This window comes from Paenibacillus allorhizoplanae (assembly GCF_927798215.1).
GTDB lineage: Bacteria > Bacillota > Bacilli > Paenibacillales > NBRC-103111 > Paenibacillus_E > Paenibacillus_E allorhizoplanae.
Window position 1 is genome coordinate 125,841 of the sequence record NZ_CAKMMW010000017.1, and the last position, 22,627, is coordinate 148,467.

The following is a 22,627-nucleotide window of genomic DNA, read 5'->3' on the forward strand; positions in this document are numbered from 1 at the left end:
AAAGAGGTGGTTGCAGATGTCCATTCGTCATGAACGCAAGGACGCCATGGAAAATCGCCAATTAATACTCCAAACCGCCAAACAACTCTTTCATGATTATGGCGTTCAATCGGTCAGCATGCATCAAATTGCCAAAACAGCGGGCATTGGACAAGCAACCCTCTATCGCAGATATGCGGATAAAGGAGACCTTTGCTTCGATGTCCTTCAGCATTATGGGAAGCAATTTATAAATGACATTATGATGTATCTCGATAAACATAACCAAGCTGCGCCTATTGATCGACTGACTGGCATTTTGGATTTATGGATTGATGAAATTGAGGAAAAAGCCGAGCTAATCGTTGCGATGTCAACCAAGATTGATATCAACTGCGAGGATGGCCGCGGCAACTTCTTCCTCTCCCCTATTTACCATTTCATACGCGATAAATTGTCGGAGCTTATTCTTGAATCCCTTGGCCCCAATCAAGAGCCACAAGCGGAGCCTGATTTTGCAGCCCATACGATCATTTGCTCGATGTCACCGATCGGCTATTTTCACATCAAAAATGAGAAAGCCTATACGAAAGAGCATATGAAGGCACATTACCGTCAGTTATTCTGCTTTCTTTTCAAAAGAGACTAATTCTCTTGCCACAAATGCCTCGTCAGCTAACGACTGAATAAAGACCTCTCATTGATGCATTGAGAGGTCTTTTGTCGTTTCACTTATACAACTTACGGTAGAAAGATTAATAGTAGTATCGCGGCTTATCTTGCAATTCTGCTCTCGTTTGCAAGAAACGATAGAACGCGCTAGCCGCCTGTGCTTTCGTCACTTCATTCTGCGGGGCAAAGTAGCCATCGCTGAGCGTCATAATATTCAGCCCTAACACGATTGCAGCATCGCCAACGTTAGACACTTTCCCAGCATCCAAGAAATCCTTGTTAAATACACCGTCAAACTTCGTTAGGCTGTGATAACCCAGCGCTTTCACGATCAATTGCGCCATTTCTTCACGATTCATCGTAGCTTCCGGATTGAACTCTTTCCCTACATCAAGCAGCCCGCGATCAACAGCATTCTCCACATAGGCAAAATATTTGGAGCCATTGCCCACATCCGCGAAAGATGCAGCACGCTCAGCTCCGTAATAGATGCCGCCGTTGCCGCCATTCATGGCGATGACAAGCATTTTGACCAACTCACCGCGTTTAATCGTTTGGTCAGGATTCACTTTACCGTCCTTCACATCCAAAGCTTGATAATCAAGCATCAGTTGAAGTTCATTTTGTGCCCAGTGCTTATCAATATCACTAACAATCACTTTATCCAAAGAGATAACCTCACCGGTTTGCGCACTGCGCCATTGACCTGATTCGGCATCCAGAAGAAAGCTATCGCGATTCACACTTTTCGGAACAAGGGAATACACAAGCTTCGCCTTTGGCTGCGCTTTTGCATCCGTTGCTACTGACGGAGGTATCTCCCCTGCCGCCATCATTACGCGGTATTTCTCAATCGGTATAGCGCCTGTATATCCATTGCTCTCCAATACGTAGCCAAGCTTCACGTCGAACTGTGCCAGCCACAGAGCCTTGGCCTTATCAACGGAAATAACCTCAGGCTTTTGAGCAGGATACGCGATATTATCACTTAGGGATACATAATAGTTCGAGATGGCTCCCGTTACGCGGTCAATGCTTACCCGTACCTCTTCATTCGCCACAGCAACGCCGTCAATGACGCGCTTGTAGCTAATTTCCCATGTACGCATTTGCTTCAGCATGTCCTGGGAATACTCTTTCTGAACATTCAACACGAGTTGATCCGTGGAAGCAGGAAGCTGCGCTTTGACAAATTCCGTGCTTTTCGCAATCGCATCATCTAATGAAACTTTGCCTTCGATAGGCTTATCATTCTCACTGCTATATGGAACATAATAGTTGAAATTAGTAATGACACCAGTTTTACTATTCACGGATGCCCAAACGTTATTACCTGCAACAATTTTTCCAGTAGCTGCTGCATCCGACGTTGCCTTGGTCCAGCTCATGTTCCAGCTCGATAAGGTCTCACCCGTTTCAGCATTCTTCGATTCATTGTAGGAAGCTTCTTGCAGCTTGTACTCAGAGGATAGATTAAACGTCGTTGCCACTTTCTTAACGGCTTCTTCCTTCGTCAAATTCAAGGTAGCTGGCGGTTTCATTCCCAGTGGCTTATCTGTTAATGGCTTATTGTTACCGTTCAAGCTAGGAAATGGTTGCCAAACCTCGCCTGTTGCCGCATCCAAAGTAAAACTGTTCATAAAGTAGGAAATAATCGGTGCTCTTTTCCCTTGCGTGTTATACGGGATTTGATATTGTAAGGCAAGCTCCATCTTCTCACGGAATAGCTGATCTGCCTTCTCTTTGGAAATCGGTGTGCTCACCTTATCAAAAATCACCTTATCGTCCCAATTGTACCAATAGCTCGTAACCTGACCCTCACCATTGACGTTGACATTAAGTCCATTCCCGGAGAATGGAACTCCCCCAACGGATCGATCATAGCGAATGTTATATTGATAATTGCCGTCAAGCGGGGTACGGAACGCTTTCTCTACCGAGTCATCATACAGCAGTTCCTTCTGCTTCGATGGGTTTACTTTAGCAACAAATGCTGCAGCCAGCTCCTTCGCAGCTTGGAAATCCACCTTAGGCGGATACGACGGTTTATGTTCAGGATCATTGTCATTCATATTGTAAGACGTAAGCGTTCCATCCAAGCCATTGATGGCGATATTAGCCGATCCATAGAAACGATCTTTCACTTTCTTCGAATAACTGATGTTCCAAGTCGGGATATTCTGACCATTCTGGCCATAAAAAGCGTTTAAACTTATCGATTGGAGAACATAATCCGTAGGTAGTGTTATGTAAGCTTTGGCATACTCAAGCGCCTGTTCTTTCGTAATTTTGGCATCTTCCGCCGAGACGTCGGCTTGCCCTGGGTAGGCAGGGGATGACATCGCGGATGTAGCTGTACCAGATACACTTTCCGCCGCCCATGCCCCCATCGGAGCAACTGTCAGCAACAATGTCGAAGCGAGTACCATTGTGCCTGCTTGTTTTAATAATTTCAAAGTCATCTTCCTCCTCAAGTAGATCTCCATACGACATGTGGACCCACATGCTTGGACGCGTCCAACTGCCATATTATACTTGACGGTGGGCGCTGGAAAAAGGTTGCAATTACACGAGAAAATAATACCAATATTTATATCTATTTCACCCAGCAAAATTAGAAAAAGGCTTGAGCATCCCATACGGAATATTCAAGCCTTATCTTGTGATTCATATACGGTTACGGATTCGTCTGCGACTTCTCCTGGCTAAGCATTTGCATCAAATCCTTTAACTCACCTTGCGTTAAATCCCGCCATTTCCCTACTTTCAAAGCACCCAAATGAATATGCATGATCCGAACACGCTGCAGACGCACTACACGATATCCGAATGCTTCGCACATCCTACGAATTTGCCGGTTCAGCCCTTGTGTGAGAATGATTCGAAATACACGTTCATTGACTTGAATGATTTCACATGGTTTCGTCATCGTGCCCAGAATCCGCACCCCACTAGCCATTCCCCGCAAAAACATCTGCGTAATCGGCCGATTCACCGTTACGATGTATTCTTTATCGTGATTGTTCTCCGCACGGAGGATCTGATTCACAATATCCCCGTTATTCGTCAGTAGGATAAGCCCTTCTGAGTCTTTGTCCAATCTGCCGATAGGGAAAATTCGCTCCGAATGCCCCACGAAATCAACGATATTCCCGCGAATATGCGCCTCCGTTGTTGAGGTAATGCCCACTGGCTTATTAAGTGCAATGTATACGTGTTCTTTCTTCTCTCCAATTGCCCGCCCATCGACCTTCACTTCATCACCAGGACCTACAACGCTGCCAAGCCCTGCAATTTCTCCATTGATCGTTACACGCCTAGCTTCGACCCATTTGTCCGCCTCACGTCTGGAGCACACGCCGGTTTCACTTATAAACTTATTAATTCTCATGCCCCTGAAATTCCCTTCTATTCCGCCTTCATTTGAATTCAATACCTTCTATTATGCTGGATTCGAAGCGACGGTTCAAGTTTGTTATACTAGGAGAACAGTTTACATACCGAAGGAGTACAATGATGCACTTTCTACTATTAGGAGCAACTGGCCGTGTGGGGCAGCGAGTTCTAGCTCAAGCTCTGCAGGATGGTCATGAGATAACCGCAGTCGTGCGGAGTATGGATAAAATATCACTGCGTTCCGACCGCCTAACCTTGCTGCAAGGCAATGCCTGTTCCGCAGAGGATCTTGCGGGCGCCATGACTGGCGTAGACGCCGTCGTGAGCTGCCTTGGCACCGATGGCGGCACCGTGCTAACCGAGGCGACGCCCCTGCTCATCGCGGCGATGAAAGCCGCCGGAGTGAGCCGCGTGGTCACCGTCGGCACGGCCGGCATCTTGCAGAGCCGGGAACATCCGGGTCTGCTGCGTTTTGAAGCGCCGGACACGCGGCGCTCGTCGACACGCGCAGCCGAGGAGCACCGCCAGGCGTGGGCGCTGCTCGCCGCATCGGGCCTACGTTGGACGGTCGTGTGTCCAACGTATTTGCCCGACGGCGAAGCGCAGGGTCAGTTCCGCGCGGAGCGCGATTTCTTGCCGGACGGCGGCACGTCCATCTCCGTCGGCGACACTGCGGCGTTCACCTACCGCGTCGCGGTGGAGGACGCGTATATCGGCTGCCGCGTGGGGTTGGCTTATTAGTGAGGGGGACGAATAACGCCGAACCGCCCTGTGTTCCACCCTCGTCTAACGGACACAGATGACGTTAATCAGTCATTTAACTGGTTTCGCCTGTTCTATCGGACAACACGGCCGTTATTCTCGTGTTTCGGGCGTTATATTGCCTCTCAAATAGTAAATAACGGCACTGATGTCCGTTACACGAGGAAACTGTCTGCTTTTTTCGAAATAGCGGCGCTGGTGTCCGTTAGAATTACACAGATCGTGGGAGCGAGCTAAAGTAGACTGCCTAAATCGACTTCTCAACCATACAAATTAGCTTTTTGGCGAATCTCACGCGTGAGACGTCCCAAATCGCAGGCTCAGCAGCTCATCCGCACCAAATTCTCCCCGAGACTGCCAAAATCACTTCTCAGCTATACAAATTAGCTATATGGCGAATCCCACTCGTGAGACGTCCCAAATCGCAGGCTCAGCAGCTCATCCACACTAAGTTGTCTCCGAGACTGCCAAAATCGACTTCTCAGCTATACAAATTAGCTATATTTCCTGTTTAATAAAAAAAACGGATGCGCGCCACTTCGGCGCCATCCGTTTTTCACTACGTCTACTAGTTGTTTCTTCTCTTGGACAACTCTCTCATATTCAAACCCGACACGACGATGCCGCCAAAGCGGAATACATAACCAAGCAAAGGAATGAGACTTAAGAAGGCCAATGCGATGTTGATGATGGTTTTCAGCGTAGTTCCATTGCCCGTGAGGATGGCAAACACCAAATTCACGAAGACCAATGGAATGACCCAAGCGCATGACCATGCATACACGAATGGGATTAACCCAAGTAAATACCCTACTGCAATAGCTACTTCGGATAATATCTGCAAAAGGTTAAGCAAACGAATTGTATCTGAGCGCATAATTTCTCCTCCACTTCCCATAAGCATCAATTTGCTCTATTGTAGCATATTGGAAAGTCAGCGTCGTTAGCCTTTTGTCGAGATTCGTCTACGACTCGCGACCTAGATCTTATGCCCAATCGATTCGCCAGCTACCGGCTCGCTGCTTGGTTCGCCGCTCTCCGCAGCGGCGGCAATTTCCGGATGTCCAGCTTGCAGCTGGTACATCTGGTAGTATCGCCCGAGGAGCCCCATGAGCTCCTCATGCGTGCCACGCTCGACAATCTCGCCGTGGTCGAGCACAAGAATCAAGTCGGCGCTGCGAATCGTCGACAGTCTATGGGCAATGATGAAGGTGGTCCGCCCCTTCGCAAGCACTTCGAGCGCGGCCTGAATGATGGCCTCGGTCTCCGTATCGATGGAGGCCGTCGCCTCATCGAGGATCAAGATCGCCGGGTCGAACGCCAGCGCCCGGGCGAATGAAATCAGCTGCCGCTGCCCAGCAGACAGCGTGCTGCCCTTCTCGATGACCGGTTCATCGAGGCCGTGCGGCAGCGCACCAAGCATATCCGCTGCGCCAACCTCGCGCAGCGCCGCCTCCACCCGTTCCCGGGTGATGGACGGATCGTCCAAGGAGACATTGGACGCAATCGTCCCCGTGAAGAGGAACGGATCCTGCAGCACGATGCCCATGTGCTGCCGAAGCTGCTGCTTCGATAGCTCGCGGATATCACTGCCATCCACCGTGATGCGGCCTTCGCTGACCTCATAGAAGCGGAAGAGGAGGTTAAGGATTGAGCTTTTGCCTGAACCGGTATGCCCAACTAAGGCAACCGTCTGCCCTTGTTTAGCCTCGAAAGAGATGTCTTTCAGCACATCCTCCCCTTCTTTGTAGGCGAAGCGAACGTGCTCGAAGCTCACGTGGCCTTTGTAGCGGTCTGCTTTTTCAGCGACAACGTCTATGCCCTGTTCATCCAGTAGCTCGAACACGCGGTCAGCCGACACAAGCGCTCGCTCCAAATTCGGCAGCTGATTCACGATACCTACCATCGGATGGAACATCCGGTTGAGGTAATCGACGAAGGCATAGAGCACGCCAACCGTAATCGCCGCATTAAGCGCACTGCCGCCCACATACCAGATCAACCCGAAGAAGAACAGGTTTCGCACCACGTTCATCAAGTTATGAGAGGTCAGGGAATTCAAGCTGAGCAGCTTGTTTTGATAGTGCGTGTACTCTTCATTCAAAACCTCAAATTCCTCAATCGTTTCCTTTTGCCGGCGAAAAGCTCGAATGATTGTCATCCCTTGGATCGCTTCATTGATCATCCCGTTGATGCTGCTAATCCGTTCGCGAATTTCATGATTAATCGTCGACGCATACTTGCGGTACACGATAATCCAAGCAATGAGCAGGGGAATGATCGGCAGCGTGAAGAGAGCCAGACGAACGTCGAGAATGAAGATGGCCGCGATAATTCCCAGGATGTAGATGGTGCCTGTAAAAAAGTTCGCCAACACCTGCACATACAGATCCCGAACCGACTCTGTGTCGTTTGTGATACGTGAAACAATTTTGCCTGCAGGCTGATTATCAAAATAGTTGATCGGCAATCGTTGGATTTGGGCGAACACATCCCTGCGCATACGCTGAATGATGCGATTCGCTGCCGCTTGCAGCAAATACCTCTGCCCGTAAGTAAAGCCGGCTCCCACGAAAATCAAGATCACATAGAACCCCGCCAGCTTCATTAACTCTGCAAATTGCGGTTGATAAAAGCTATATAGCTCCTGCACACTCAGCTTCCGAACGGCATACTCCGCCTGCTCCGTGCCTTGCGTAACCAGCAGCTTGCCGTCGTCCGTCAGCTTGCGGACGCCATCCCAAGGAAGAGCTTGATCCAGCCACACGAACTTGCTGCCGACTTGTAGGATTCGGACCTCTTTGCCCTTCGGCTCGCCCTCTGCGTAGTTGTCCCCCCGCTTATAGAACGTCTGCTCAAAAGCAACAGCCTTCTCACCCTTCTTCGCCGACTGTGTCTCAAACCACGGCTTCTCGATTCCGAGAATGTGGGTGTCGATCATATGCTTGGCAATGAAAGGTCCCGCCAGCTCAGTAGCGACAGCCAAGGATAAGAATAGCAGCGCGATGAGCAAGGTTAGCTTGAATTTGGCCGCATATTGGAACAACCGTTTTCCGGTTTGTTTCGTTGATGTTGTTTGTTTATTGTGTTGCGTTTGTGTCATCAGGAGTCTCACCTACTTTTCTTCTTTTGTCTCATATCGTTGGGTGCAAGTTTCCCCCCATCATCTATTCCATCCCAACCGTCTGCTCTTCGAGCTGTTGACGATCATACTGCTCTTTATACCAACCGCCGAGCGCGAGAAGCTGCTCATGTGTGCCTTCTTCGATGATATAACCCTCATCGAGCACGACAATCCAATCGGCATGCTGTACGGCGGAGAGTCGGTGCGTGGTGATTAGGGTTGTTTTGCCTGCGCGTTCCGTACGAATGCCGCTAATGATCTCAGCCTCTGTCTTCGCATCGACCGCAGAGAGGGCGTCGTCGAGCAGGAGAATCTCCGGATCGACGTACAACGCCCGCGCAATGGATACGCGCTGCTTCTGACCGCCGGATAAGGCGACGCCTTTTTCCCCGACGAGTGTCTGCAGACCTTCCGGCAGGAACTCGACGTCCTTGCGGAACGCAGCTAGATCAAGCGCGCGATGTAATTCGGCTTCGGTGCCTTGCCCCTTGCCGAACATAATGTTTTCGCGCACGCTTTTGGAGAAAAGAATTGGCTCCTGCGGTACATACCCGATCCAACCATGGAGCGTATCGATCGCGATCTGTTCGATTGGCGTATCTGTAATCGTGATCGCGCCTTGACCGATAGGATACTCGCGAAGCAGCTGCTTCAGCAGGGTTGTTTTGCCGCTGCCTGTTCGGCCGACGATCCCGAGCGTCTGTCCGCGTTCTAAGCGGAACGTCATGTTAACCAAATTATCGATGGATGAGGACGGGTAACGGAAGGTTACTTTTTCAAAATGGATAGAATCCGGCTTCAGCTGCGTCGCAGCGTTCGGCACTTCATTGACATCCGGCTTGTAGCCGAGTATCTCATTGACACGATCTAACGATGCATTTCCACGCTGCATAATGTTCATCAGCTCACCAATCGCAAACATCGGCCAGATCAGCATACCTAGGAAGGTATTGAAAGACACTAGCTCTCCGAGCGTCAGCTCACTGTGGAACACGAGATAACCACCGTAACAAAGTCCGATTAGGTAGGAAATACCGACTAGAATTTTGACCGTTGGTTCAAAAAGAGCGTCAATAACCGCTACTGCGATATTTTTGCGATAGACGTCGTCCGTCATCGTCTCAAAATTGTGCTCACTCGCCTTCTCCTGCACGAATGCCCGAATCACCCGAACACCTGCGATGGTTTCCAGAACACGGTCATTCATTTGACCGAAAGCATCCTGTGCGAGGATGAATCTTTCGTGGATACGGCTCCCGAAAATCGTAATCGCAACAGCCATAATCGGCAGGGGTACAATCGAGGCAAGCGTCAGCTTCCAGCTAATGAAGAAGCCCATCATGCTCAGAATCGTTAACATAAACAGCGTCGAATCGACGAAGGTCAAAATCCCAAAGCCTGCGGTTGTCGAAACCGATTGCAAATCGTTCGTCGCTCTAGCCATCAGATCGCCCGTACGATTGCGCTCATAGAAGGTAGGCGTCATCCGCAGCAGCTGCCGCATGAATCGGGAGCGCAGCACACGTTCAAGTACGAAGGCACCGCCGAACAGCTGGTACAGCCAAATGTAAGACAGCCCGTAGCTCACGACGATGAGTGCGCCCCAAAAAGCGAGTAGTTGCGCTAATTTGGCTCCCGTTAAAGTGCCCATGTGTATCCCATCAATCGCGTAACCAATCAGCTTCGGCGGTAAAACATCGATGATGCCGACGATGATCAGAAGCCCAATCGCGAGGCTATAGCGTTTCCAGTTCATTTTAAAAAACCAAGCTAATTTCTTTAATACAGTAAACATACGATCTTATCACTCCTCTCAAATGGCGCATAGACACCTAAAGACGCAAAAAGACATACCGCACGCAGCGATATGCCTTCTATAGAAACAGAAAAGCGCTCGTTACGAACTTCGTAACCCGCGCTTCACAAATTAACGTATGGGAAGGGGTGCTAACAGCCGAACATGCGTATGCAGTCGCTCGGGCTAACCAGCGGGTTACCATCTATGAAATTAGGTCGGACGTGTGTCCGTTTATGATGTACGTTAAATACAATAACCATGTTATCCATAGTGAACCCCCCTGTTTCGTTTGATGAGCCTGGCACGTTAGGTGCCTGTTAACATTTCCAAAAGCTGTCTATTCGAACCTTACAGGGTGATCTTACCATCCCTCTTCTGAACGTGTCAATCGGAGAAAAAGATTAAAACGCAACTCTCCCAGCCCGACATTTCCGATGTCTATACTCGTGATGAGAAGGCTTTCAAATGTCACACATGTTTCAAATTCATCGGGCATATGGATAGATTAGGAGTTCATCACGCCTCAAAGGAGTGAATGCACATGGTCGATCAAGTGTTTGCATTAATGGGATGGATTGTGGGATTCGGAACGATCATCGGTGGCGTTATTACAGCTACAGCAAGGTTTGTCTCGAAGGACTCAACAGCGTATGACATGGTTTTTTTGTGGGACAACCGGTATACGTTGGAGGAGTTGGAGCTAAAATGATAAAGAACGCCGTCCTTATCGGACGGCGTTCTTATATAGCTTGAGCAAACATCAAACTAACTAAAGCAACATAATCTACAACTACACCTGCTGCGAAGCCAGCACATCACGTTTTTCAAATTCGGCAATTACTTTGAATTGGTCACCATCAAGATCAATCGTGAGCGTGCCGCCTTGCAGCTCGACAATGCTCTTAGCAATGGCGAGGCCGAGACCGGAGCCTTCCGTTCCGCGAGACTGGTCTCCGCGCTTGAAGCGTTCGAACAGCTCCTCTACGCCATAATTCAGCTCGTGGAGGGAGATGTTTTGAATGATCAGGATAACGCGCTCTATATTTTCTGTCAACGTAACGTAGACACGAGTTCCCGGCAAGGCATATTTCAAGGCGTTGCCGATGAGATTCTCGAAGACGCGCCATGTTTTTTTGCCATCCAGCACGGCATACATATGCGGGCTTTGCACGTTTACGCGGAAAGTCAGCGTGGACGCCTCGATTTTGTCGCTAAATTCCGCCAATGCTTGGGTTAGTAAGGCGGAAACATCGACTTTTTCCCAATGAAGCTCTGTTGCTCCGCTTGCCATCTTCGACGCCTCGAAGAGATCTTCGATGAGCACCTTGAGTCGCTGCGTTTTCCGATCGAGCACCTCGAGATAGTGGGTAGATTGGTCGGCAGACAAACCTTCTTTTTTGAGCAAATCGACATAATTGATAATGGAGGTTAACGGTGTTTTCAAATCATGGGAAACATTCGTAATCAGCTCTGTTTTGAGACGATCACTGACGCGTTGTTTCTCCAGCGAAAGCTGCAGACCGTACTTCAAATTGTTAATGTTCATCGCCATCCGGGACAATTGGCCTTTTCCTTTGGCAGGAAGGGTCACATCAAAGTTACCTTGCGACATTTGTTCCACGCCTTTGATAATGGCGCGAAGCTGCTTGATCTTCCGCATCATATAAGGCAGTACCACGAGCAGGAACATAATGTACCAAATGAACGTAAAGACGATAACAGCCTCTTCTCCGCTAGAAGCAACTACACACACGGGCAAGAAGCCCATGATCCCGATGATCGCCATAAAGACTAGCAGCTTGAACAGCAATCCTCTTTGCTCCAGCATGTCTTTCAGGGTTTGCCAGAATGATGCCGTTAAGCTGCTTCTCCATTCCATGGCGAGATTTCCAGGATATCTAAGCAGTGCGACTGCACCACGAAGACCGTTATATACAATAACAAGTAATGCGGAAGCGATGAGGACAATGCTTATTTGATATAAGCTTACATAGGTCGGAGACCAGTAATATAGCTCAGCATCGAAGAGGATACCGAACAGTGCAGCAGCCGCAATAAAAGTTGTCCAAGCCCGAACATCGATCGGCAATCGTTCCCTTACCACCGTTTGGATATCGATCAGCGATGGGTTATCTCCCCGATGTTTTCTTGCCAAGTAGGTTAGCCCGATTGTGAGAACCACAAGCGCTGCTAACCAGTAAACCGTTGCTGTTGCTTGCTGCTTTTGAGATTCATAAGTGAGATAATCCGCTTGAATAATGCCCGAGCCTTGTGATGGGTTTAAAATGTAGTACGTAGCTTTGACCTGATCAACATTCATTTGGTACGAAAATCGATTCGGTTCATCTATCTTGGGCAATGTCAGTGTATACATGAACGCTTGCTGATCTATCTTTTTTTGCAGCGCTTCAGACGAGATATTGCTATAGGTTTCGCCGGTTTTCAAGTTTTTCACGACGTAGTAAAGCGATTTCACACGGTTATCCAGACTCGTCTTGGCCGCCATGAATTGCTTTTGTTTTGCCGTGATTGCGGTCTTCAGATTTTGTTGAAAACTCGCTTCCATCTCCTTATTCAACTCCGCAATTTTCGTATCTCTTTCAGCTTCCAGTCGATCTACTTCTACATTGTCATCACGACTTCGAGCATTATCTATACGCGATCTGTACTTCTCCTGCAAATTGTTCAAGCGATCCTGTACGGTCCGTTCCGCGTCACGCTTCACATTATAATAGTCATTATTGCCGAGCTGCTCTTCTGGTGTTTTCTCACTGAAATGCGGAGCCTCCAGATGATACAATTGAATATTCTCATAGACGGAATTTATCTCCCTCTCGAATGCCCCGCTTTTGAAATAAGCATCCTCACCGAAATACACGCTGTTCTTATAGGCATTCGTTGCCGCGAATAACGTCAGTGTCCACATGATGACAACACCGACCAGCAACACCAGGGAGATTGATCTACTTCTCCATTTTATAGCCAACACCCCACACCACCTTCAAATATTTAGGATCCTTCGGATTGATTTCGATTTTCTCGCGAATTCTGCGCACATGCACAGCCACAGTATTCTCAGCGTTAAAAGCGGGATCTTTCCACACCTTTTCATAAATATCATCGATAGAAAATACTCGTCCCTTATTCACCATCAGCAACTCCAAAATTTTGAATTCTGTTGGCGTCATACGCACTTCCTCGCCATCGACTGTGACTTCCTTGGTGACAGGATTGAGCACGAGACCGCGGACGCTTAACTCCTCATTTGCCGTTTTTTCCGTTCCAAATGGCCCTAGCGTTGTGTAGCGCCTTAACTGCGACTTCACTCTGGCGATCAGTTCCAGCGGATTGAAAGGCTTCGTTAAATAATCGTCAGCACCCACATTCAGGCCCATAATTTTGTCCATATCCTCCGTTTTGGCCGAAAGCATCAGAATCGGAACATTGCAGCTCTCTCTAATCTTGAATGTCGCCTGAATCCCATCCATCTTCGGCATCATGATATCGAGGATGACTAGATGAAACTCCTTTACTTCCAGCAAAAGCAGTGCTTCCAAACCGTTGCTCGCTTTGCTGACTTCCATCCCTTCGCCCCTCAAATAAATCTCAATCGCTTCCTGAATGTCGATATCGTCATCGACGACCAGCACTTGGTATTTCGTCACGTCCACGCACCCTTTTTCTTTATCTCACTTCAACCCACCGTACTAGCCTAATATTAGTAGATACTATTTACAAAATAGTTACCATAATTCTTAAGAAATTATGAAGACAAGACTGACAAGCTGTTTGTCTCTTTAGTGTAGCACGGAAGTGCCGTTTCATCATGAGGTCTGTTTACAAGCTGAAAGCGATGGAAAACGCAAAAAGCAAAAAAGCCGTTTCCACTGTAGTTGTGCACTACGGGATACGGCTTTCTTCCTTGTCTTCCTTGGAAAATGTGTTTATTCCAAATTCTCAAGTCGCGCCTTATCTTCGTCCAAAGAATCCATGGCTTGCTGCACCGCTGGGCTGTCTGATTGAAGACTTGCCTGGGCTACAGCATTTTCTGCTTTGGAGATGGCATTGTTAGCCTCTTCAACCGTTTGGGCTGTCGGGTGAGATAGGGCATGATTCACGGCTTGGTGAACGTTATCGACGGAATTTTGTGCAGATGAGATCGGATTTTGCGATTGTAAACTTGAATCAACTTTGGTCATATTGTGCTTATTACCTCCTCATAAGGATATGTATTACCTTTGCTAGGATGAGGTATATGAGGGAATTTTATTCGCGGGCTTCCCCGGGAGTACATATTAATGCCCTAGACATATGCATGCAAAACGTGCCTTTAGCTATCATCAAAAAAAAGGGATATCCAGCAGCTAATCACCGCGGACATCCCTCTATTATTATTTAGCTGGTGCAGATGACGTTTGACCGCCCTGACCGCCTGGTTGCTGCTGACCTTGCCCTTGACCACCTTGACGCTGGCCTCCCTGCATTTGACCTTGTCCACCCTGGCCATTCTGGCCGGGGCCTCCTTGCATACCTGGCCCAGCGCCGCCAGGTCCACCCTGTATCATGCCCGGGCCGCCTTGCATGTCGCGATGTACCATTTTGCCACCAAGATGCCCCGTGTAGCTAACGAGCAGCACCGCGACAAGGGAAGCAACGAGAAAGATTGGGTTGCGGCCTAGTTCGAGCTTTTTCCAAACTAGCAAGCCTACACGTACTACAGCTAGTACAATAGCAAGGATCATCGTTAACCTCGCGTAGAATTCATGCGATCCAACGAGCGTATTCCGTGATTCAGGCCCTGTAAGAACGCTGGCAATCGCACCGAGCGCACCAACGACAAGGCAAAGCATACCGGCTGAGTGCCATTCCTTCTTTTTAAAAATAAGAGCCACAACATCAAAAACAAAGCTGAAAATTAATAGCGCAATTGGAACGTGAGTGAATATAAAATGTAGATTTTTCATTATGTAGTCCATGCGATTCGCTCCTTCATATACCGGAAAATAGATTACACTACAAAGCGTAGTGTAAAAGGTTGGAATTGTCAATTCTTTTTCTGACAAGCCCATTTCCAAGCATATCTGAACGCTAAAAAGTGAAAAAAGGGCTTATTTTTTAGATAAGCCCCATAACGACTATAAAGATAATTACAGAAATCGCCATTCGAATTAGCGGCCAGCGCATGGCAACCTCCCTCTCGGGATCCAAAATATGCTGAATACGCACATTCATCGAAGTCTCCGCAAAGGAAGCGTGTGAGAGTGGAAAGCGCGGTTTCGCGGTTTGTTTGAGCAGCTTCAGCAACGCACTGCCTAGGTCTGTCGCTTGCTCCATCCGTTCGATGGCGTACTTATCCGCGCGGAGCTCGATCATCATCGGATATTTGTGGGCAATCCATGTAAAAATAGGGATATACCGCATCGATTTCGAGATTAGCGCCAGCAGGAATATCGCCGCAGGATCCCGGTGTTGTACATGGCATTTCTCATGCTCAATCACTGCACGAAGCTCACCCAGCTCCAGCATGTCCATCAGCCCCGTTGAGACCAGTATACGCGGCTTCCATAACCCGATGGTCATGGCAAGTGGCGGTTTGTAGCGAACGATTTGGAGTTGCTCCCGTGCAAGATCGAAATTCGCAGCATACACTTCGGAAAGAGCAATATCATGGTATTTCTTCACGAGCCTATTCGCCTTGACCACATCATAGCTGTGCTTAACGATAAACCAAACCATCGTTCCCATTGTATAGAGAATCAATAGATTGACTAAGGTCATAGGCACGTGCCCTGGCAGATGCAGATAGTGAAGGAGAATCATACACAAATCAAATAGATTTCGAGAGGGTCTCCAGTGGAACATATGCCCTAGGAGGAAGGCCACCATTTGCCATAGGATCGAGCCTCCAACCACTAACGCAGCCGCGTACAGCCATTTGAATCGCGATTCCTTCATCGTTATCGATCCCTTTTCAGAAGTAGAATATGCTGCTCCAACTGGTCAAGTAGCTCAGGGTCCACTTTATCGAGCGCATCAACCATATGGGTAACTGCCAACGAGCCAAATTGTTCGATAAGGTCATACGTCAACTCTTTGGATTGCGTGTCCATGAACTCTTCAATCGTTATAACAGGCTTATAGTGAAACGACCTTGCAACAGAACGCTTTTGTAAAATCTTTTTGTCCACAAGGCGGTTCATCACCGTCATCACGGTATTGAAATTGATCGCTTTGTCCTCGTCCAGCTTCAGTTGGACGTCTTTGATCGTCATTTCTGAGGGGCTGGTCCAGAGAATTTCCATAATCTTGGACTCTAGCGGACCGAAAAATCGGTTAAGTCCGCTTTCCTTTAATTTAAAGTTTTGCATTTTCACGTTAGGCCACACTCCTTACACTATAGATTGTAGTGTGATCATAGTGCGGAAGTCAAGAAGCACCTGCTGCGTGAGGCACATGCTTTGAAATTACTTTGACATCTCCTTGCATTCGCGGTATAATACTTACATAAAGTTAGTTATTAAATATAAGTTAGTTAAGGGGTGATTCTGATGAGCATTGACATATATTCGGTAAATGAACAAGGTGTAGGCGCATTCGATGGCGGCAAATTCGTCGAACAACGGGCTATCAGCTTCCCCGGCGAGAAGACAGCGGTAGATCGTGTCGGTCCTTTATTCTACTGGGCATGGGGCAAAGCATCCGATGTATCGGAAATCGGCATGCACCCGCACAAAGCGTTCGAAATCGTCACGTACGTGATCGACGGACTTGTTGAGCACCGGGATTCCCTCGGATCCTTGGAAACTGTGACGAACGGCGGCGCGCAAGTGATTCAAGCGGGATCTGGTGTTTATCACTCCGAGGCCTTCCGCAGAGCAGGCAGCGAGGCGATGCAGATTTGGTTCGAGCCTCATCTGAGCGAGACTGTGAAAAAGCCGGCTACCTATCACCAATACGAGCATGAGCTATTCCCCCTTAGCCAAGCTGCTGGGGCAACCGTGAAAAAGGTGATCGGCGGAGATGCTCCCATACAGTTAGATACGGATGTGAGGATGTATGATTGGGCGATTGAGCCTGGCGCCGCGTTCAGCTACGACTTGGAACTGGGCCGCAGCACGGCGTTCCTCGTGATTCGCGGGGAAGGTGTGGGTAACGTTGTGGGGCGAGGGCAAGAGCAAGCCCAAAATCAAGAGCAAGATCGGAAGACCCTATCCCACAAAGATTTTGTGGTAGCGCAAGCGGTGGGTGAAGCCCAAGCTCTTCACCTGGTAGCGGATAGCGAGCAAGGACTGCGAATCATTGCTATCGACGTACCGGAAGATCCAGGCTATGCCTTGTATCGGAAGTAAGTAGTTCTCTGGGCACCTCCTCGTCCGTAAGGATGGGGAGGTTTTGTGTTTGGGGGCTTTACTTCGCAGCAAATATCCAGTCTCCTGTTCTTCCTATTTACTTCTCTTATTTACTTCATTTCTATAACTCCAACACGACCGCTAGCAACTACTTCATTTCTCCAAGTCCAACACGAGCTCCAACTAGCCGGTACTCCCAACCAAAATAACTGGATTTACTCCCGCTATTTTGAGCATTTCCGCTTCTTTTTCACAAATAGATGGGAAACATGCAGCTAATATCACTCCTATCCGCCCGAAACACCCAAATCCACTACATTAGCTGTACCTTTTCCATCTAACCTCGGAAATCAGAAAAATCGGACTAAATTACATGGACTTTTTCCATGTATTTCTAGGATTCACCTTCCTTTTTTGGAAGAAATCAAATTGACACTTTCGTCACGCATCTTGTATGATCAAAGGAATTATTATGATAACGATAATCATTCTTACATTTGGAGCGTGCTGACGATGCCCATCGAAACAAACGTCGATTTTTCGCTAGTTGAGATGTACTTTCATATTTCGCCAAAAGGAATGGAAGAACCCCTCCTGCACATTCCGGCGAGGCAGCTCTTAGAGGGACCAGTGATGTTGGACGTCCTGCAGCAAGGACAAACGTTGCTCCGCGGCAAAGGATTGGACATTTCTGCGTCGTACTTGGGACTTACACTTTTCAATCTAGTGGCTACGATCCACCTGTTTCTTGCTCAGTACAATCAATGGTTGGATTTGGAGTTAGATCATCTCGCACTTGAAGTTGAGAATCATGGCGACCATGCACACGTCGGATATAAGATTGTAAACGTACAATGGAAGGAAGTTCCGACAGAAGATCGTGACCTATTCATTGAGTTGGAAATGCGCAAGCTGTTCTCAACCCTCATCACGCCAGTGATTACGGTCATCGCAGAGCAAGCGAAAGTGAATCAGGCTATGATCTGGAATCAATTCGCTGCGCGCATGACATTCGTACGTGACTATGTGTTGGAAAATGACCCACGTCCCCAGGTCCGCGAACAGTTCTCTGCCGATTATGAGGTGTTGACGAAAGAGTTGACGGCTGATGTTTTTGGTCGCAAAGTAAATCCGTTCGTCCATGAGCCGAAGTACATAGATAGCCCTTATCAAGAAGGCAAAAAAATTCTGATGCGCTCCTCCTGTTGCATGTACTACCGCCGTGAAGAAGGAACAAAGTGCTTCAATTGCCCGATCCTCAAGGACTCGCAGCGCGAGGAAATGTTCATTGAGATCAAAAGCAAGCAAGCGAGCACAGCTACTGCTGGATAAGACGAATGCTCATAACCCCTGAGGGAATTCCCTCAGGGGTTTTGGTTTGTTAAGCTAGTTGGAGGACATTTGGGGTTGGATTGGGGTGTCAAAACTGCAAAAGTGCAGTTTTGACATAAGTTTCCCCTCATTTATTAGGAAGTGATGCGATAAGGCATCAATTTCGTGTGATTCGAGAAGATTTCCTTAGAATTAGATAGAAAGGTTGCCTATTTGCACACATTTGCTTATTTGGATGATAAATGGGGAGAAAAGGTTGCCTATTTGCATTTCTCAGAGAGGAATCCCCCATCATCCCTATCAATCTGCATCAATCGGTTGCGTTGGGGGGGGGGGACTGCTAGTGTTGGTGTTGGTGTTGGTGTTGATGTTGATGTTGGTGTGCTGTTGTTGATGGAGCTGATAATGGCGCGAGCGCGGGTAGAGTAGAGTAGAGTAATCAATCTAGATTTTGTACCAAAGACAGCCAATAGGTTCTTAAACACAGGCTCCCACTACACGAAACGGAACGTCAGTACCTTATTTGTTCAAAAAGCGTTGCTACACCCACCAAAAGTGGAAAATAGCGGATCTACGTTCCCTCAAGCTCCGAAAACAGCTGCTCTCTCAACAAATAGCGAACTGACGTTCCGCATGAGATGGGGAGCCTTACGAGAGAAGATCGTCAAGCGCGCCACCTAGCGCCACCTAGCACCACCGTATCACAGCGGTAGGCACATGCCCACGCAACAGAAAAAGCAGCGGATTCCCGCTGCTTTTTTCCTACTCCACTCGCTCGAGCGAGGCCCTACTTCCCGCTCGTACCGTTCACAAAGGTGAACGAAGCAAACGTCTTGTTCAGCCGCGCCGTATTCGCATCTGTGCTCACCGCAGCATCAATACGAAGCGTCACCGTATACGTGACTTGCTTGCGATTAAACACATATACCGTCTCGGCGTACGGAATGTGCGCTTTTGAATAGCTCACCGTGTACTTCTTCGCTTTCACATCACCGTAAAGCGTAACATCCTCAGTCGAGTATGTGTAGTCACTATCATTGGTGTGACTTACCTTGTGCTCCTCTTCGGCATCCTTCAAGACTTCGGCGTAGGCCTTCTTGCTGTCTGCCTCTACACGTAAGTAACCACCTGTGAAGGTAAATGACTTCGTCGCCTGATCGTTACCCTCGTAAGAGCGGTTCGTTGTCCAATTTTCAGGAATACGCACCGTATAGTTAAACTTCTCGTTCTTATATAGCGTTGTACGATCCGGATCGGCAAGCTCGTCTAAATCCTGAATGATGCCAAGCTCCCCATCCATCGCTTCTTTATCCACGGAGATCGACGCCACCACGTTATCCCAGATCTTCTTCAGCTCATCACCTTGATCATCTTGCGGATAGGTCATTTGCACTTCATATTTATACTTGTCCTTGATGAAAAAGAGCGAACTTCCCGCATCCCACTCGTCCCCCAAGGAACTCGCAAAACCTACTTTCCATGCTGGCACACCGTCTACGGTTACCTCTACTGGCTTGTCTACACGGCGATAATCCGCCTTGTATTGGGCTTCAAACTCTTTAATCTTCCGGCCAACCCAATCAGACAGGGTATCACCTGAAGACGCTGAGGTTACATATACATGGAGAGTTTGTGAATAATCCTCACTGTAAAAGGAGTTGCTTCCACCATGATCCTGCTCCCAGTCCGCAGGCAAATCGATCGATAGCCCATACTCACTCGTATAGGTCACATCATCAGAATTAAACACGGAGATATCTTTCAGAGAGTTATCTGCCGAATTAAAAGCAAGCTTAAAGCTATCCAACAAATCATTATAGCTATTTTGTTTGGAACGATTGGTGTATTGTTCTTTGGTTACGAAGAGCTTCACCGTATACAAACGACCACCATGCAGGTAGCCTCGCGTCTGGATATAGCCATCTTCACCGGATCGGCTCACGATTTTGGCATAAGGACTTTCTGCCCGCTTCACATATTGACGTTCCAGAATCGTCGCACTATCCCCATAACCCGAATATTCACTGCTATCATCACCTGCGATTTTGTTCAAAAGAGCCGCTGCCGACAGCTCATCACTTTGGTCGCTGTCTACGTGAATGGAAAGCGCGAATTCGCCTTTAGCATCAACGAAGCTTACAGAATCACCGTCGTCGGATTGTTGTCTTTTAACAAGACCAGCTGGGTATTTCATGGACCAGCCGAAGTGGCTGTCACCAATCTTCGTTTTACCGCTGTCCGCGTCCAAAGAGCTTCCCTCGGAATCCTCTGTTAACGTCGCTTCTGCGCTGTGCAATTCACCAAGCTTCACAGTTTTGGTCAACGTCGAGCTTCCAGCCTGAAGCTTAATATCCACCGATTGGCCTGGCAAATACTTTTTAATCGCCTCATTGTAATCTACGAGTGTTTTGACCGAGTTAGGGCCTACAGAAACTAAAATTTCGTCTTGTTCAATTCCCGCTTCTGCCGCTGGTGAATCCGCGTCCACATAGGTCACTCGGAGCCCCGTCGAACTCGGCAAACCAACAACAGCTTCCCAGCTTTCTTCTAATTCCAGCCCTGTATAGGCGCGTTTCACTTTGCCATACAGTTCAAAATGCTTCAAAACATACTTTACCGTATCAACAGGTATGGCAAATCCGAGGTTTTCCACGCCAATATCGGCGTATTTCATCGTATTAATCCCAATGACTTCGCCCTTCATATTGATCAAAGCGCCCCCGCTGTTGCCTGGGTTAATAGCTGCGTCTGTTTGAATCAACTGGTATTGCGAGCTCACCGAGCGGTCTAGACCACTGACAATACCCACTGTCACAGAGTTACGTAAAGCGAACGAAATCGGCGTACCAATCGCCGCTACCGTCTCACCAACTTTGATGTCCGAGGAGGAGGCGAAGGTGGCTGGCTTGAGGCCAGAGGCGTCGATTTTGACAAGCGCCAGATCGCTCTCCTCATCAATATTCGAGGCATGCCCGCGATAGGTTGTCCCTTCGGAAGTCACGACGACGATATTTTTCATATTTTTCACCACATGAGCATTCGTAACAATCACACCGTTCGAGGCCACAATGACACCCGTCCCATGTGCAAGGTTAAAGCGATTCTTCTCTAATGATTTGTCCATCTCTGAGGATGGTTTTCCTATAATGGCGACTACAGAAGGCGAAGCTTTCTCGATAACCTGCGGAATCTCTGCATTAATTTCAGCTGCATAAGCAGGCGAAGACATCGGCTGTACAAACGTCACAAGTACCAAAGCTGCGACCAGCGAAATGCTCCCTTTTTTCATCCAAACTTTCCAATTCCCCATTATGTCGTTCCTCTCTTAACAAAAGTTGGCAATAGCTAGAATCTAGCACAATTCTGGTAGAGAGACAATATAAATATTTCCACAAAAAGGTAACTTTATCGACATTCTGCAATACGTTCCGGATGCGTATACACGGTTAAATGGTCCTTCCGAATGAAGCCAACTACCGTAATGCCAAGATCGTGAGCGAGTCGGAGTGCGAGATCGGTTGGTGCTGATTTGGACAAAAGAAGGCCGACCCCGATTTTCGACGTCTTCAAAACAACTTCGGAAGAGACTCTTCCACTGAATGCGAGAACCTTATCCCGAACCGAAATCCGCTCCCGAAGGATGTGTCCATATATTTTATCAAGCGCGTTGTGTCTGCCGATATCTGCTCGGGTAACTCGAAGCTCACTGACGGTGCACAGCGCTGCGTTATGCAACCCTCCTGTCGCCCGAAATTCCGCCGATTGCTCCTGAAGTTCACTCATCAGATGAAAGCATTGGGGGATCGTCAGACTGAGCTTTGTAGTTACCGTTTTGGCTGTGCGCATATCATTGTGAAAATAAAACTGACGGCTTTTCCCGCAGCAAGATCCGATGAATCGCTTGGACACCATCTGACGGCTCAACTGATGAAGATGACGCAGCTTCACATGGGCGAAGCCACGGTCCTCCTCGAGGGATAGGGATTCAATCTGATCGGCGAAACGGATCATCCCTTCGGAAGCAAGAAAACCCGTAACCAAATCCATCGTGTCGCTTGGTGTGTAGACGAGTGTGGCAAACTCCTCACCATCGAGCAGGATCGTCAGAGGGGCCTCGACCGCAATCGTATCCTCCGCAGGAAGCACCTCCGAACCGTTATAACGGTGAATCGACCATGTTGTGGTCGCAGGCGATGGAAGCTCTACATCATCCAC

The 22,627-nt window shown here is 48.2% G+C and carries 19 protein-coding genes; 6 read left to right on the plus strand and 13 right to left on the minus strand.

From position 1 onward, the window contains the following. The first annotated feature begins 16 nt into the window (after positions 1-16). Positions 17-628, plus strand: coding sequence for a TetR/AcrR family transcriptional regulator (locus tag L6I86_RS24045; RefSeq protein ID WP_236290953.1), 612 nt, complete (start codon positions 17-19; stop codon positions 626-628). 106 nt (positions 629-734) lie between these two features. Here the strand turns inward: L6I86_RS24045 and L6I86_RS24050 are convergent, their stop codons facing one another. Continuing rightward, on the minus strand, positions 735-3,107 hold the full coding sequence (locus L6I86_RS24050) for a YcdB/YcdC domain-containing protein (RefSeq protein WP_236290954.1): 2,373 nt from the start codon (positions 3,105-3,107) through the stop codon (positions 735-737). Positions 3,108-3,328: 221 nt separating this feature from the next. Then, complete coding sequence (gene rluF, locus L6I86_RS24055; RefSeq protein ID WP_056622176.1) at positions 3,329-4,042, minus strand: 23S rRNA pseudouridine(2604) synthase RluF; 714 nt, start codon at positions 4,040-4,042, stop codon at positions 3,329-3,331. A gap of 125 nt (positions 4,043-4,167) precedes the next feature. Here rluF and L6I86_RS24060 point away from each other — a divergent pair, with 125 nt between their 5' ends. After that, entirely contained in the window at positions 4,168-4,788 is a 621-nt protein-coding gene (locus tag L6I86_RS24060) for an NAD(P)-dependent oxidoreductase (protein WP_236290955.1), read from the plus strand. Positions 4,789-5,377: 589 nt separating this feature from the next. Here L6I86_RS24060 and L6I86_RS24065 read toward each other — a convergent pair. The 3 genes from L6I86_RS24065 to L6I86_RS24075 all read right to left on the minus strand — a co-directional run bounded on the left by L6I86_RS24065 (position 5,378) and on the right by L6I86_RS24075 (position 9,728). Beyond that, positions 5,378-5,686, minus strand: coding sequence for a hypothetical protein (locus tag L6I86_RS24065; RefSeq protein ID WP_236290956.1), 309 nt, complete (start codon positions 5,684-5,686; stop codon positions 5,378-5,380). Positions 5,687-5,788: 102 nt separating this feature from the next. Continuing rightward, positions 5,789-7,912 (minus strand): ABC transporter ATP-binding protein, encoded by a 2,124-nt coding sequence (locus tag L6I86_RS24070; protein WP_236290957.1) that lies wholly within the window; start codon positions 7,910-7,912, stop codon positions 5,789-5,791. 64 nt (positions 7,913-7,976) lie between these two features. Next, positions 7,977-9,728 carry an ABC transporter ATP-binding protein gene (locus tag L6I86_RS24075; protein WP_236290958.1) on the minus strand — a complete coding sequence of 584 codons (1,752 nt, stop codon included), beginning with the start codon at positions 9,726-9,728 and terminating at the stop codon, positions 7,977-7,979. A gap of 544 nt (positions 9,729-10,272) precedes the next feature. On the opposite strand from L6I86_RS24075, the gene L6I86_RS24080 reads away from it, so the two are divergent. Then, positions 10,273-10,440 (plus strand): hypothetical protein, encoded by a 168-nt coding sequence (locus L6I86_RS24080; RefSeq protein WP_236290959.1) that lies wholly within the window; start codon positions 10,273-10,275, stop codon positions 10,438-10,440. Positions 10,441-10,521: 81 nt separating this feature from the next. Here the strand turns inward: L6I86_RS24080 and L6I86_RS24085 are convergent, their stop codons facing one another. The 6 genes from L6I86_RS24085 to L6I86_RS24110 form a co-directional block, all read right to left on the minus strand. After that, positions 10,522-12,717 carry a sensor histidine kinase gene (locus L6I86_RS24085; RefSeq protein WP_236290960.1) on the minus strand — a complete coding sequence of 732 codons (2,196 nt, stop codon included), beginning with the start codon at positions 12,715-12,717 and terminating at the stop codon, positions 10,522-10,524. Beyond that, positions 12,695-13,396, minus strand: a complete 702-nt coding sequence (locus tag L6I86_RS24090; RefSeq protein ID WP_236290961.1) for a response regulator transcription factor — start codon at positions 13,394-13,396, stop codon at positions 12,695-12,697. The genes L6I86_RS24085 and L6I86_RS24090 overlap by 23 nt, the downstream gene beginning before the upstream one ends. A 279-nt stretch (positions 13,397-13,675) precedes the next feature. Then, complete coding sequence (locus L6I86_RS24095; RefSeq protein WP_056622187.1) at positions 13,676-13,930, minus strand: hypothetical protein; 255 nt, start codon at positions 13,928-13,930, stop codon at positions 13,676-13,678. A gap of 192 nt (positions 13,931-14,122) precedes the next feature. Then, complete coding sequence (locus L6I86_RS24100; RefSeq protein ID WP_236290962.1) at positions 14,123-14,707, minus strand: DUF2231 domain-containing protein; 585 nt, start codon at positions 14,705-14,707, stop codon at positions 14,123-14,125. 139 nt (positions 14,708-14,846) lie between these two features. Next, positions 14,847-15,686: a M56 family metallopeptidase gene (locus tag L6I86_RS24105; RefSeq protein ID WP_236290963.1), complete on the minus strand. Its 840-nt coding sequence runs from the start codon at positions 15,684-15,686 to the stop codon at positions 14,847-14,849. Between the two features lie 2 nt (positions 15,687-15,688). Beyond that, entirely contained in the window at positions 15,689-16,105 is a 417-nt protein-coding gene (locus L6I86_RS24110; RefSeq protein ID WP_236290964.1) for a BlaI/MecI/CopY family transcriptional regulator, read from the minus strand. 174 nt (positions 16,106-16,279) lie between these two features. On the opposite strand from L6I86_RS24110, the gene L6I86_RS24115 reads away from it, so the two are divergent. The 3 genes from L6I86_RS24115 (at position 16,280) to L6I86_RS24125 (ending at position 18,841) form a co-directional block, all read left to right on the plus strand. Beyond that, the gene (locus L6I86_RS24115; RefSeq protein WP_236290965.1) at positions 16,280-17,080 is read left to right on the plus strand and encodes a pirin family protein; all 801 of its coding nucleotides are present in this window, start codon (positions 16,280-16,282) and stop codon (positions 17,078-17,080) included. Between the two features lie 450 nt (positions 17,081-17,530). Further along, positions 17,531-18,412, plus strand: a complete 882-nt coding sequence (locus L6I86_RS24120) for a (2Fe-2S)-binding protein (RefSeq protein ID WP_236290966.1) — start codon at positions 17,531-17,533, stop codon at positions 18,410-18,412. A 213-nt stretch (positions 18,413-18,625) separates the two neighbouring features. After that, positions 18,626-18,841: a hypothetical protein gene (locus L6I86_RS24125; RefSeq protein ID WP_236290967.1), complete on the plus strand. Its 216-nt coding sequence runs from the start codon at positions 18,626-18,628 to the stop codon at positions 18,839-18,841. Between the two features lie 358 nt (positions 18,842-19,199). Here L6I86_RS24125 and L6I86_RS24130 read toward each other — a convergent pair whose 3' ends face one another. Continuing rightward, positions 19,200-21,722, minus strand: a complete 2,523-nt coding sequence (locus L6I86_RS24130) for a S1C family serine protease (RefSeq protein WP_236290968.1) — start codon at positions 21,720-21,722, stop codon at positions 19,200-19,202. A gap of 95 nt (positions 21,723-21,817) precedes the next feature. Further along, positions 21,818-22,627, minus strand: coding sequence for a formate dehydrogenase accessory sulfurtransferase FdhD (gene fdhD, locus L6I86_RS24135; protein WP_236290969.1), 810 nt, complete (start codon positions 22,625-22,627; stop codon positions 21,818-21,820).